7 protein-coding genes and 1 tRNA gene are annotated in these 14,560 nt (G+C 52.8%); 4 read left to right on the forward strand and 4 right to left on the reverse strand.

The genetic code is table 11. The features are described 5' to 3' along the window. Window positions 1–288 precede the first annotated feature (288 nt). The 4 genes from NT073_RS01635 to NT073_RS01650 all read left to right on the forward strand — a co-directional run bounded on the left by NT073_RS01635 (window position 289) and on the right by NT073_RS01650 (window position 5,580). Entirely contained in the window at window positions 289–4,200 is a 3,912-nt protein-coding gene (locus NT073_RS01635) for a T9SS type A sorting domain-containing protein (protein WP_297367794.1), read from the forward strand. An 83-nt stretch (window positions 4,201–4,283) separates the two neighbouring features. Beyond that, window positions 4,284–4,718: a nucleoside deaminase gene (locus NT073_RS01640; protein ID WP_297367797.1), complete on the forward strand. Its 435-nt coding sequence runs from the start codon at window positions 4,284–4,286 to the stop codon at window positions 4,716–4,718. 56 nt (window positions 4,719–4,774) lie between these two features. Then, complete coding sequence (locus NT073_RS01645; RefSeq protein WP_297367800.1) at window positions 4,775–5,389, forward strand: superoxide dismutase; 615 nt, start codon at window positions 4,775–4,777, stop codon at window positions 5,387–5,389. 115 nt (window positions 5,390–5,504) lie between these two features. Next, window positions 5,505–5,580: transfer RNA gene (locus NT073_RS01650), tRNA-His, on the forward strand. A 311-nt stretch (window positions 5,581–5,891) separates the two neighbouring features. Here NT073_RS01650 and NT073_RS01655 read toward each other — a convergent pair. From NT073_RS01655 to NT073_RS01670, 4 genes are all read right to left on the reverse strand, one after another. Then, window positions 5,892–8,759: a M16 family metallopeptidase gene (locus tag NT073_RS01655; protein ID WP_297367803.1), complete on the reverse strand. Its 2,868-nt coding sequence runs from the start codon at window positions 8,757–8,759 to the stop codon at window positions 5,892–5,894. 72 nt (window positions 8,760–8,831) lie between these two features. After that, window positions 8,832–9,230, reverse strand: coding sequence for a hypothetical protein (locus NT073_RS01660; protein ID WP_297367806.1), 399 nt, complete (start codon window positions 9,228–9,230; stop codon window positions 8,832–8,834). Window positions 9,231–9,320: 90 nt separating this feature from the next. Then, window positions 9,321–10,778 (reverse strand): rubredoxin, encoded by a 1,458-nt coding sequence (locus NT073_RS01665; protein ID WP_297367809.1) that lies wholly within the window; start codon window positions 10,776–10,778, stop codon window positions 9,321–9,323. Window positions 10,779–10,824: 46 nt separating this feature from the next. Beyond that, window positions 10,825–14,445 (reverse strand): nitrate reductase, encoded by a 3,621-nt coding sequence (locus NT073_RS01670; RefSeq protein WP_297367813.1) that lies wholly within the window; start codon window positions 14,443–14,445, stop codon window positions 10,825–10,827. Between the last annotated feature and the right edge of the window lie 115 nt (window positions 14,446–14,560).

The following is a 14,560-nucleotide window of genomic DNA, read 5'->3' on the forward strand; positions in this document are numbered from 1 at the left end:
CTGATTTAGTATCTTTTCAGAAGTAATTACAACCGGAAAGAACCTTTTAAAGGCTAGCAGGCCACTTCCTACAGGGAGTGGCTTTTTCATTGATACAAGTGCCTCAACCTGCCTGTTTATCGAATACGGGGCACTTCATCTATACATAAGCGCGAAATTACTCGTCTACGGTTACCTCTTTTTAGGCGAGCAGGAGTATCTGCTGTGGCTGGATTACGACTTAGTGAACTCGTTAAATCGTCCATAAATGCATTAACTTTAGGCGTTTAATTGATTTACTCTTTACTTATGAAGGGACGTATATTATACTCCTGTTTACTTACCTGGATATGCATTGCCGGGCTAACTAACCAAAGTCTGGCACAGACAATAACCAGTGTCACCTTTCCTGCAGCAACCGTATGCCCGGGCAGCGACGTTACCGTATCGTATACCATAAGTGGTACGTTCAATGCCGGCAATACATTTACAGCCTTTTTGTCCAACTCGGCAGGCACGTCATTCCCGACTAGCGTAGGGTCTGTGTCCAGTAGAGTTGCCGGGACAATCACGGCTAGAATTCCTGCGGGAACGACTAACGGATCAGGCTATTTAATTCGTGTTGTTGCGAGTAACCCGAACGTGAATGCAACAAGCGCCAGCCAGCTTACAATTTCGGCTCCATCGGCTCCCGGCGTAACACCCCCTCCTGCCTATTGCCAGGGCGATGCGGCATCAGCACTTGTTGCGACAGCCACTTCGGGAGCTACGTTAAGATGGTATGGAACGGATCAGACGGGGGGTACCTCATCACCTGTTGCGCCTATCCCCGGCACAACGACTGTTGGTAGTACAACCTATTATGTAAGCCAGGTGGTGGGTGGCTGCGAAGGGCCACGCTCCGGTATCGTTGTCACGGTAAAAGGCAAACCCGGCGCGCCAGGTGTTAGTGGTATAAATTACTGTGTTGGCCAGACAGCAGGTTCGCTAACGGCCTCACCAGCAGCAGGCGGTACACTGAACTGGTATGGTACCAGCGCATCGAGTGGATCAGCGTCATCAGTGGCGCCTGTCCCTTCCACAGGATCAGCGGGCACAACAACGTACTATGTCAGTCAAACAGTAGACGGCTGCGAAGGACCACGTGCCGGTCTGGTCGTAACGGTAAATGGTATACCTTCTGCCCCAACAACTACCGCACCCTCTCCTTACTGCGAAGGCGCTACTGCCCTGGCCCTGTCGGCAACACCCTCCGCGGGCGGAACCTTACGATGGTATGGTACAGCAGCAACAGGCGGCACATCAGTAACTAATGCTACCACACCCAATACATCGATCGTTGGTACCACCAACTACTACGTTAGTCAGGCAGTAAACAATTGTGAGAGCCCACGGGCCGCCATTCCTGTAATAGTGCGGGCAAGCCCTTCAGCTCCGGCAACTACATCTGCTCCTGATTACTGCCAGAACCAAACGGCGAGTGCCCTGGTCGCAACACCAGCTGCGGGGGCAACCTTGAACTGGTATGGAACGGCCGCCAGCGGTGGTGCAGCCTCGGCAATAGCGTCTGTACCTGCAACAAACCAGGCCGGAACATTTACCTATTATGTTAGCCAGACAGCAAACGGCTGCGAAGGTCCCCGTGCCTCCATATCGGTTACGATTAAGGGTACGCCCGGTGCACCAACCGTCTCAAGCCCGCTTATTGCCTGCCAGAATCGGCCGGGTTATTCGTTGACGGCCACTCCGTCTGGCGGAGGTACGCTAAACTGGTATGGTACGTCGGCTACGGGTGGTACCTCTACTGCCACTGCTCCTACGCTGTCAACTGTATCATTAGGGTCAACAAACTATTATGTCAGCCAGTCTGTAAACGGATGTGAAGGGGCGCGTGCCCTCATCACCGTTACGGTTAACGCCGTGCCAGCCGCCCCGGTTGCCACCGCCCCTTCTCCCTACTGTGAGGGTACTACGGCCGTAGCACTAACCGCTACAGGGCAGAATCTGAAATGGTACGGCACCGCAGCAACGGGTGGTACCGGTTCCAGCAGCCCTACAATTCCCACCACCGCTCTACTCGGGCCAACGAATTATTTCGTCAGTCAAACAGTAAGCGGCTGCGAGAGCGAGCGGACGAGTATTCTGGTCGTTGTAAAAGATACACCGGCTGCTCCTGGCGTATCGGCTGTCGAGTTTTGCCAGGAAGCAGCACTACCGGTACTGGCAGCGACCCCGGTTCCTACGGCTACAATCAATTGGTACGGTACCTCCTCAACCGGTGGAACAGCCTCGACAACAGCACCAGTGCCAAGCAAAACAGCGGTTGGCACTACCGTTTATTACGTCAGCCAGACACTGGATGGTTGTGAAGGGCCCCGTGCTTCGTTGAACGTACGCGTCAAAGCAACACCTAGTGCCCCTGGCGTCGCTGCTGTCAGTTACTGCAATAACAGCCAGGCACAGCCCCTGACCGCTACCGCTGCGGGGCCGACACTCAAATGGTTTGATGCCGCCGACAAATTACTTACCGGGGCTCCAACACCCAATACAGGCAGCGTAGGCGACCAGACGTTTAAAGTATCACAGATATCGAGCGAAAATTGCGAGAGTCCCAGAGCTACCATAACCGTTACGATTAAACCATTACCTGCTCCTCCCGGTGTTAAGCCACTTACTTACTGCCAGAAGCAAATAGACCAGATTCAACAGAATGTAACACCGCTGGAGGCTGCAGGATCGAATCTGAAATGGTCGCTCAGTGACGGAAATCCATTCTCCAGCCCACCTACTCCTTCTATTGATAAAGCCGGTACTCAGATTTTCCTGGTCACGCAAACGGTAAACGGCTGCACGAGTTCAGCGGCACGGCTGGAAGTATCGGTGCTAACGCCTGCAATTCCTACCGTAATAAAGCCAGTAGTTACCTATTGTATCAATGACCGGGCGGTGCCGCTGGAAGCTAGTACGAACGAAACAGGTGCCCAGCTAAGATGGGTAGACCCGGCGGGTAATGTTACCGTCAACGCACCCACTCCCCCAACCCTGAATAAAAACGTGCAGGAAGGTGGCGACGCGTTCTATGTTTATCAGATCGCTAACTACGGATGCGCCAGTGCCCGGGCCACCGTTCGGGTCGTTGTCAACACCCCCCCAACGCTGGCTCTGGCAGCGCCGGTTGCATCCGTAAATCTTGGTCAGCGAGCACCTTTGCAACTTAAATTTACCGGTGCCGGGCCATACAGCTACAGCCTCACAGAGGGGTACTCAGGCCAGGCGCGGACAGATACAACCATCTCCGTCTTACCACGCGGCAATACGACGTATCAAATCGTTAGTGTTAGTAATGCATGTGGCGTGGGACTACCCGGAACAACGGCTACGATCACCGTTCGGGTACCAACGGTATCGACGAGTTCGTTTGCCACAACGACGTTGTGCGCTGGTACGTCACTATCAGTGCCTTTCACGACAACCGGCGAGTTTAACACCGGTAACGCGTTTCGTATCGAAGTGGCCAGTGTAGCCGACACATCGAAAAAATTCACGTTCCAGAGTACGGCAGCCGGCTCACCCGTTACGGGAACAGTCCCGCTCTCTCTGGCAAGCGGGCAGTATTATGTGCGGGTAAAAGCCGATAATCCGGAAATTGGCATTACAGGCTCCAATAGCCCTACCCTGTTGACGGTACGCTCCTTACCAACCGCTACGCTGACCGGAACGCAGAATATCTATGAAGGCTCTCCGGTGAACCTGACTATCACCTTCGGGGGCGACGGTCCCTGGGACGCCATCTATGCCGACAGCCTCCGCACGTACCCAATCACAGCAACCACCAGTCCGTTAATTGTGGAGGCTCGTCCGGCCCGAACAACCGCCTATCGGCTGACCAGCGTAACCAATAGTTGCGGTAGTGGCCCGGTTTCGGGTACCGCCACGATCTCCGTGCTGCCGTTGCTGGGCGTGGATGATAACTCGCTCGACCCGCTCGTAAAAGCCTATCCGGTACCAACCGTCACCAAGCTGATCGTTGAACTAAATTTGCCTCTGACCCGTGATCCGGCCATTTTATCCCTGACCGATCAACGTGGAAAGCCCGTTCTACAGCACACAACCCGTGGCCAGATGAATGAACTGGATTTGAGCGGACAGCCAAGTGGGTTGTACATTCTGCGTATCCGGGTTGGAGATCGGGAGACAGCCCGAAAAGTACTGAAACAGTAAACTAAATTGATAATTGCTGGCTGGTTGCTGATTTTTGTCCTCCGACGAATCAGCAACCAGCCAGCAATTATTGTTTATAAGGAATGAACGACGAGTATTTCATGGGTATAGCCCTAACGCTGGCGGAAGAAGCGGCCGATAATGGTGAAATACCCGTTGGGGCTATTGTCGTTTGCCGAAACCGGATCATTGCCAAAGCGCGCAACCAGACGGAACAGTTGACGGATGTGACGGCGCACGCTGAGATAATGGCGATTACAGCAGCAACGCAATACCTGGGTAGTAAGTATCTGACCGACTGTACGATGTACGTAACGCTGGAACCCTGCGTAATGTGTGCCGGTGCATTATTCTGGGCCCAGCTCGGCCGACTGGTGATTGGGGCCAGCGACGCTAAACGAGGATACAGTCGTTTGGAAACAAATCTGTTACATCCAAAAACCAGAGTCGAATCCGGCGTTTTGGCCCAAGAAAGTCAGGATTTGCTCGCTAAGTTTTTTACACGCTTAAGAACATAATTTAGACTAGGGTTGTTACTTCAACCGATTGTTCTTCCATCTAACTGATTAGTAAAATGGCATTTGTATTAGACCCACTTCCTTACCCAAGCGATTCGCTCGAACCGAATATCGACAAGCAAACCATGGAAATTCACCACGGAAAGCATCACAATGCATACGTGACGAATCTCAATAACGCCATTGCAGGCACCGAAATGGAAAACAAATCCATTGAAGACCTCCTGGCTTCTGTAAGTTCAGCACCCATTGCGGTTCGTAATAATGGAGGGGGACACTACAACCACACCTTATTTTGGAACACTATTTCTGGAAGCGGTGGTGGTCAGCCAACCGGTACACTAGCAGAAGCTATCGATTCGAAATTCGGTTCGTTCGACGCCTTTAAAGAAGAATTCACCAAAGCAGCGACTACCCGTTTTGGTTCGGGCTGGGCGTGGCTGATCGTTACTCCCGAAGGCGAATTGGCTATCACGTCATCACCAAACCAGGATAACCCACTCATGGACATTGCCGAAGTAAAAGGTTTCCCGATCATTGGTCTCGACGTTTGGGAGCACGCTTACTACCTGAAATACCAGAATCGCCGGCCCGATTACATTGCGGCTTACTTTAACGTCGTTGACTGGACTGCCGCCGAAAAACGGTACCAGCAGGGCAAACAGGCGTAATAGATGATGTCGTGTGAGTTATAAATGATGGTTTTTCTGGGGATTGACTGCAAAAAAACTTGTCATTTATAACTCATAATTCACAAATCATCGTTACTTTTGCACTCTCAAAAATGGTGATTGTAGCTCAGTTGGTTAGAGCGCCGGATTGTGGTTCCGGAGGTCGCGGGTTCGAGCCCCGTCTTTCACCCTACTTAAAAGGCCTTGATTTCGTCAAGGCCTTTTGTTGTTTTTGGTAACCCTGAATCGACATATCTTCTTTCCTCATTCCATCGGTAGGTTTAGCCAATCCACTCTTAAATTCATACAGAGAGCCATCGTCGGGGTTCCAGTTCAGGAAGGAACTGCTCCTTCGACATTAGAATACCGACAAGGGCATCCTCTTCTGTAGCGTCAGGCAGTGTACTTTCCATAGCTTTTGAGGTTTTACATAGATATAGAAAAAGTCGCGCGTAGTTTGTACCGGTACAAACTACGCGCGACTCACAACGAATCTCGCCAATTACTGCTTTTTCTCTGGCATCAATACCAGCCGGATCAGGTTCGAACTCAGGTACTGGTTAGCCGCGGCTTTGGTGCTTTCAACGGTTACTTTCGCCAGTTGTTCGTCTTCGTGCAGGACCTCGTCAGGCGCGTCGCCGTTGTAATACTGGTTTTGCAGATAGCCCAGCCAGAACTGGTTGTCCTTTAACTGTACTTCAGTTTCGCGACGGGTTTCGGCTTTGAACTTGGCAATATCGGCGGGTAAAGCCCCCTTTTCTTTCAGATTATTGATCAGCTCCTGCGTCTTGGCAATGAGCTTCTCGACGTTTTCCGGCGCACAACCGAAATTAATTCGGAAGGTGTAGCGTGGCACCGGGTACTTGGCATAGGCCGCACTGGCACTCACGCCATACACGCCACTCTCCTCTTCGCGCAACTTTTCAATTAGCTTAATCTCCAGTACTTCAGCCAGTGCGTCTAGTTGCGTACTCGTTTCGGGCGACCAGTTTATATCCCCCGTATAAACCAACTGTACGGCCGCTTTGGGATCGAGGCCGCGGTAAACGGTTTTGCTGATCTGGCCTTTGGGTGCCCGAATGCCGAGGTCGTTGAACTTCTCCGGCTTGCCCGTCGATGGCAGGCCGCCGAGGTATTTTTCAACCAGTGGCTTCAGTTGGTCTTCTTTGAAATTACCGACGAAGTAGAACGTGAAATCACCGGCATTAGAAAAGCGTTCCTGATAGATTTTCAGGGCCCGGTCGAGATCGATGTTATCCAGATCTTCGGGCTTGAGCGGCTGCCGACGGGGATTGTTGTTGCCCAGCGTAACGGTGACAGTATCCTGAAAAACACCCTGTGGGGTTGGGGTGTTGATTCGGTTCTGCAACGCACTGCGCTGATTCGACAGGAAGCCTTTCACCACATCGGCGTCTTTTCGGGGCTGCGTAAAATAGCTGTAGAGCAACTGCAAGGCCGTTTCCAAATCTTTCGGGGCCGCGCTGCCGTTGACACCCTCGCTCAGTTCGCCCACATACGGGAACACGCTCACCTGCTTGCCCGACAAAAATTTACCCAACTGAATCTGGTTGTAGGCACCCGTTCCGCCCATTGCCGCCAGCGTAGATGAAAATCGCGCCGATTGAAAATCCTTGAGGTCGTAGAGCGACGTACCGCCCTGGCTGCTTGCCGAAAACAGGATCTGGTCGTTCTTAAAGTTTGTAGGCTTTAGCACCACCCGAACGCCGTTTTTCAACGTCCATTCCGTTACGCCGATGTCTTTAATCTGCTTTTCATTCACAACTGGCGAGGCTGTAGGTTGCGTAGTCAGCAAAGGGCTGTCCAGCGTTTTGTCTTCGTAAGCCGTCAGCCCTTTCCCAGCGTTATCGACATAGCCGATAATCTGCTCCACGGTTGGCAGTTTGGCTTTGTCTTTTTCTGGAGCCATGACAATGACCGCCCGGTTATCATTGTGGATAAACTGATCGACCAGCGCGTTGACTTCAGCGAGTTTAATACCATCCTGCTCTTTTTTGAGGAAGTTGTAATAGAACTCGATGCTGGTATACGGTTCTTTATCCGTGAAATTCTGCACGTACTCATTCACGTAGTTAACCGACCGGGTTTTGTCGCGCTCGCTATAGGCCTGCTCCACGTTGGTCATGAACTCCTGCTTGGCGCGGGCCAGTTCAGTGGGCGTAAAGCCGAACTGTTTCACGCGGGCATTCTCGTCGAGCACTGCCCGAATAGCGCGTTCAACGTTGCCTTCTTTCGCCACGGCGATGGATGTAAAGGCGTCGAGATTACCCAGAAAATCGCTGTAGTTGCTGTAACCGCCCAGAAATGGTGGGTTCGCCTGTTGCGTCAACTCCTGAATCCGGTTACCAAGCATGGTGTTGAACAGGCCTCGCTTGATGCTTTCACGCAAATCACCCAATGTTTTTTCCTTGATTTCAGGCCGCTTATAAATCACCTGCACCACCGTGTTGGGTTGCTCAGGGTCGGTTACAATAACCACTTTCGTGTCTTTGTGCGCCGGGATGTCGTATTCCGTACGGGGTTTGGGATTTTTCACCGCCGGAATCCGACCGAATTTTTCCCGGATAATACCTTCTACCTGCTTCATGTCGAAATCACCCACGGCAATAACGGCCATCAGATCAGGACGATACCAGTCTTTGTAGAACTGCCGCAGCACTTCAGGCTTAAAAGTGGTCAGCACCTGTTCGGTACCGATGGGAAGGCGTTTGGCGTATTGTGAGTTGTTCAGCAGAATCGGAAAATACTGGTCCCGCATCCGCTGACCGGCCCCGCGCCCAAGCCGGCGCTCTTCCAGAATAACGCCCCGCTCTTTGTCGACTTCGGTAGGATCAATAGTGGCGTTGTGCGCCCAATCTTCCAGAATCTGAAAGGCGTTGGTAAACACATTGGCAGAATCGGTCGGAACGGGCAACTGGTACACCGTTTCGTCGAAACCCGTGTAGGCATTCAAGTCGGCCCCGAAGCGCACCCCCGCCGATTGCAGGAAGTTGACCAGTTCGTTTTTCGGAAAATTTTTGGTGCCGTTAAACTCCATGTGTTCCATGAAGTGCGCCAGTCCCTGCTGGTTGTCGTTTTCCAGCACTGACCCCGCCCGAATCACCAGCCGCAGTTCCGCCCGGTTTTTGGGCTCGGCATTCTTACGAATGTAGTACGTCAGACCATTAGCCAGCTTACCCACTTTTACATCGGGGTCGAGCGGAATAGGCGCATTCAGGTTGGGACTTCCGGTCTGTGAAGCAGCAGACTTTAGGACAGGTTTTGTTGATGTCGACTTCGCTTTGGGCGTGGATTGTGCCAGCACCAGCGTTGCGCTGAGTAACAGACTCAGGCATAAAGGAAAACGTACCATTCGGTCGCTTGAATTGGGTTATAGTTCGGAGAACAATAATATCCACAATAACGCTACGAAACATGTAATCGTTTAGCCTTTCCAAACTAACAAAATACCAACCACAATGGAGGCTATAACCGACAGCCAGCAGAGGACAATCACCCAGCGCATAGGAATTTCCCACATGGGGGCGTGGAGTAACTGCGTCTCGTCGTCGGCCTCCATGACTCCATATACGTTTCTGGCGCAGAAGTCATCCCAACCCGTATAATCTATAAAAACGGCGAGGGTGTCCAGCGAAAGTTTGGAGGGAATGGTCGACAGCTCCCAGAACGCCTGCAATTCTCGTGCATCGATCTGCCGTTGTGTATGACTAGCTACCAGCTCGCTCAGATGCACATAATCACGCGCCCGCCAGTGGGACGATTGTTCCCAGCGCAGTATGTGCTCGATCTGCTGCTTAAGGTCGTTGGCATGATACGTACTCATACCCTAAAAATACCACATTTTGGACAAACCCAACCCGCCAGGTTCCCAGATTGCATCCGGGGCTATCCACAGTCAACACCGTCGGGGTTGTTAGGGGGCTGTTACCAGTTGTACGGTGGTCATATCCTGCTTGGGGGCGTCGCAGGTGGCGCAAACGTAATGATCGGGGAGTTGGTAGAAGGGGGTACCGGCCGGGATGCTTTGCCGGGCATCGCCGTACTGTTCGTCATAGACGGTGAAGCAATGTGGGCACTGGTATACAGTGTCCTCGACACCCGATGAAGGCTCCGGTTTTTCGGTTTCGACCCATGTCGTTTCGGCGCGGTCCTGCGACCAGCGGGCGTTGAATTGGCGGCACAACCGATTGAGTTGGTTCGGAACATGCATACGGAACAACGCTTTTTCAAAAACATGATACGTTCGGCTATTCGGGTTGAAATTCTCGGTATAGTACAGATCATACACGCTGAACAACGCCAGTTGACCCAGTTGAATCAACGGCCGCTTCCGAATCAGCACCGAGCCAAACACTTCTGACTTGGCCCGTGTCTGTATGCCGAAACAAAGCCCAAAGGTACGGGTATCGTTCTTTTCAAAATTCCGGATTACGTAATGCTTCAGCGCCGTGCCTTCGTCGGTATGATCTTCCGTTTGCCAGGCGAGTTCATTGGCCGCGTGGCGTACGTTGATGTTGTGCTTGCCTAACACATACGACCAGGCCGCCCGGTCTTTTGCCTCGATACCTTTAATGATGAGCGACTTCCAGGGTGTCGCGCAGATTTCGCCGATACGGGTTTTCAGGCATAACGCGCACACATCGAGTAGAAAAACAATAGAGAATTCTTCGTCACGACGATACAGGCCCAGCCACGACCGTTCGCCATAACGGTTGAAGCCCTCGTAATAAGGCAACGAAAAATCCGGCAACTCCACCTCCTGCGTGGCGGGTTGGGTGATGAAATGCCGGTTTGCCGTAACTGCTATATACAAAGCCTCTTCTCCCTGAAAATCTTGCGCCAGCATAGCCTCTTCCACGGCTTTAGCGACTCGGCCAATGTCATTGGTATAGATGAGTTGCGGCCACCGGAATAATAGATTGGTCTGTTTCGGGCGAACGTACAAATACCAGAAGTGAGGCTCAGGCGAGGCAATGAAATTCAAATTACCTGTGAAGAACGGCGTAAAGCTCTGGTTGGAATCCGACAGGTTGACCTTTAGCCGGGGCTGGTAGTCGAACTGGTCGAGCACGGTATGGTACTCACTTTCCCGCAGCCAGGCCCCCGTCCGGAACACGTCTTCGCCACAATACGAACTGATGATATTCGGATACTGGTCCGTATTCAACTCATACGAAATCTGGTGTTGCTTAAGGTCTTTTTCCAGAAACCGCATGTCTTCGTAATGCACCGTCATGAGTAACTGCTGACGGGCACCAAAACGCACCTTCCGAACCTTCGCTTCGTAGGCCAGCCGCAACACCGTTTGCAGCGCCCCCGGCGAAACAATCCCGGCGGGCATATTGACTTTTAGGGTATAGTAATCGCGCATGAGATTTAATGGTGAATGATCGAATGAATTAGTGAATAAGATTAGGCTAGCATTTGGGTGCGTCAGCTATTCGCTCATTCACTAATTCACTCATTGATAAAAGAATACTCCGTACCTCCGGCCGACACGAGCCGCAGCCTGTTCCGGCACCGGTTTTCTGGCATAACTGCTGGAAATCGGTGCAACCGGCCTGGATGGCCCGCTCCAGATTTCCCTGCCCCACGGTATTGCAGGAACACACCAGCTTGCCTTCGACTGGGTCGATCTGTTTGCTGGCCCGCAGGAGCTGGAGCCGCTTTTCGGAGAGTTCTGTGCCGTTGGCGATGAGTTCGCGGAACTCGGCAAACTCGTTCTTGTCGCCCACTAAAATTGCCCCGACGAGCTTATCACCCTGAACGATACACTTTTTGTAATACCGCTTCGACTTGTCGATGAACACAATTTCTTCAAACTCCGGCCCGGCATTGGGTGGTACTTCCGTCAGGCCCATGCTGCACAGGTGAAGACCTTCCATTTTCAGAATGCTGATCGACAAACTGCCTTTGTACGGTTGCGACACATCACCGGCGATGAAGCGGGCGGCTGTTTCAGCCTGTTGCTCGGCGGCCAGGGTAATGCCCCACATTTGCCCGTTCCACTGCGCCACTTCGCCAGCGGCAAAAATATCGGGATCGGAGGTTTGCAGGTAATCGTTCACGACCACGCCCCGGTTGCAGGTCAGACCAGCTTCGCGGGCGAGTTCGATATTCGGCACCGTCCCAATGGCCATCACCACCACCTGGCAGTTTAGTTTCTTTCCCGATTTTAGCTGAACACCTTCTACGTTGTCGGTACCCATGAACGTCTGAACTTCTTCATTGAAATAGACATCAATGCCCCGGTCAAGGAGTTCGAGGTAGAGTAGTTCGCTGGCCAATGGGTCGAGCTGGCGTTCCATGAACCGGCCCACCCGCTGGATGACCGTCACCCGAACGTTGATCTGCCGCAAGGATGCTGCCAGTTCCAGCCCGAGCAGTCCACCGCCCACTATTACCGTATGCGGCTCTGAGCCATCGGCGGGCCGATTCAGAAACGGCATCAGCGAATCGGCGTCGAGCCGCGACCGCATGTTGAAAATACCCGGTAAACGAGGAATTCCTTTGGGCATAAAGGCACTGCTGCCCGTACCAAGCAGGAGTTTGTCGTAGCTGTGTTCGACGCCGTTGGTATCGACAACAACTTTGGCGTTCCGGTCAATGTGGGCAATGCCGACCCCTTTGTGCACAATGATACGAGCCTCTTCGAACTGGTCTTCACGCAGTTTGACAAGCTGCTCCCACGACTGTGCTCCGCTGATGTAGTCGGGCAGCAACACGCGGTTGTAGAACGGATAGATTTCTTTCGAGAAAATATGCAGTTCGTCGTTGACGGGTGTTTCGACCCGCCCCGACCTTAGGGCGCGATAGGCGTTGATGAAGCCCAATCCCGCCGAACCGGCGCCAATGATGATGATCTTTTCCAGCGGCTTGCTGAACGGCATCACCTCCACCGCCGTAAACTTAAAATCCGGCTCTTTGGAACGCGGATCAACGAGCGCATTGGTCAGGTTGTTGGCCCGGTTCAGGTTGCTTTCGCCCGACTTCCCGGCCAGCACTTTCCCCCAATGCATCGGCAGAAAACATAGTCCCGAACGTACATCGTCGGTGAGTTGAGCTTTCACCCGCACCTCGCCCCGCCGACCGCGAACGACGACAAGCTGCCCTTCGGCAATGTTTCTTGCCTTTGCATCGTCAGGGTGAATTTGCAGAACGGGCTGCGGGCTATGTTGATTGAGTTTGGCAACACGGCCCGTTTTGGTCATGGTGTGCCACTGGTCGCGGATACGACCAGTGGTTAAGATCAGCGGAAAGTCAGCGTCGGTTGGTTCCGATGTATTTTCATCGGGCACGGCGTGGATCTGCGCGCGTCCGTTGGGTGTGTAAAAGTTGTGGTCGGTGAACAGGCGTTTGGTGCCGGTTTGGTTTTCGCGGTTCCCCGCCGGGATTTGCAGTATACTGTTTTCTTCCCCCCTTTCACTTTTTGGATACGGCCACTGTATAGTGCGTTTTTGCTTGAGGAGATTGTAGTTTACGCCCGTGATGTCGACGTTGGTGCCTGCGGTGAGTTGAGCGTATTCGTCATAAACGGCGGAGGTGTTGGTGTATGGAAATGCATCGCCGAAACCCATTTTTTTGGCAAATCGCCAGATGATTTCAGAGTCGGGCAGGGCTTCGCCGGGGGCGTCGATGATTTTCGGTAAGTACGCGATCCGCCGTTCGGCGTTGGTCATGGTGCCCTCTTTTTCGAGCCAGGCGGCTGCGGGTAGCACTACGTCGGCAAACTGTACCGTATCGGCCCGGTTCGAAATGTCCTGAACGACAACAAAACGGGCATGTTGAAGGGCTTTTTCAACCGCATTGACATCGGGCATGCTCACCATCGGATTGGTGTTGATGATCCAGATGGCTTTCAGACCACCATCACCCAAGGCGTCGAACATCTCGGTAGCGGTCAGACCGGGTTTCGACGCAATTTTGACCGGGCTGTTCCAGAACGCTTCGACCTCGGCGCGGTGGGTGGCGTTGGTCACGTCGCGGTGGGCGGGCAGCACGTTGGCAAGGCCCCCCGTTTCGCGGCCACCCATCGCATTGGGCTGGCCCGTGAGCGAAAACGGCCCGTTGCCGGGTTTACCGATCCGACCCGTAATCAGGTGGAGATTGATGAGCGCCAGATTTTTGTTTACACCAATTACCGACTGGTTCAGGCCCATCGTCCAGAGCGACAAAAAGCCCTTCGAGCGACCAATCCAGTCGGCCGCGCGCCGAATGTCATTGGCGGGAACCCCACAAATATCGGCGGCTTCGGCGACGGTACGCTGCATGACCTGCTCGCTGTAAGCAGCAAATCCGTCGGCGTGGTTGGTGATAAAATCAACATCGATGTCGCCATTCTCGATCAGCAGCCGACCGATGGCGTTGTTCAGCACAATGTCGGTGCCGGGGCGGATAGGCAAATGAAGATCAGAAGACCGGGCCGTATCGGTTTTACGAGGGTCGACGCAAATGATTTTGACGTTTGGATTAGCCGCCTTATGCGCTTCAATCCGACGCCACAGAATTGGGTGACACCAGGCGGGATTCGCGCCCTGCACCAGAAAAACGTCGGCCTCTTCGATGTCGTCATAACAAACCGGCACCGAATCTTCACCCAGCGACAGTTTGTAGCCCACCACCGCCGAACTCATGCACAAGCGGGAGTTAGTATCGATGTTATTGGAGCCAATAAAGCCTTTAATGAGCTTATTGACCAGGTAATACTCTTCCGTCAGGCACTGCCCCGACACATAAAACGCGACTGAATCGGGACCGTATTTCTGAATGAACGTCCGGAATACAGCGGCTGTACGCTCCAGCGCGGCATCCCAGCTTACCCGTTGCATGGGCATGTTACGGTTGAGCCGCATCTGCGGATACAGCTGCCGGTCCGATTGGTCCATGACGGTATAATGCAGATTCATGCCTTTCGAGCACAGCATTCCCTTGTTGGACGGGTGTTGTTTATCACCCTCAACGGTCAATCGTCCGGTTGGCTCCTGTTTGACAACAATTCCACAGCCAACACCACAATAGCAACAGGTCGTTTGATGCATGGTCTTTTAATGGATAATGAAAAATGAACAATGCAGAGTGTGCGGAAAATCAAGTCTGTTATCTGTAACCTACCTACCATAGAGCACACATTACGCGTTATTTATTTTTCATTGT

Origin of the sequence: Spirosoma sp., assembly GCF_026391055.1 — a bacterium.
Lineage (GTDB): Bacteria > Bacteroidota > Bacteroidia > Cytophagales > Spirosomataceae > Spirosoma.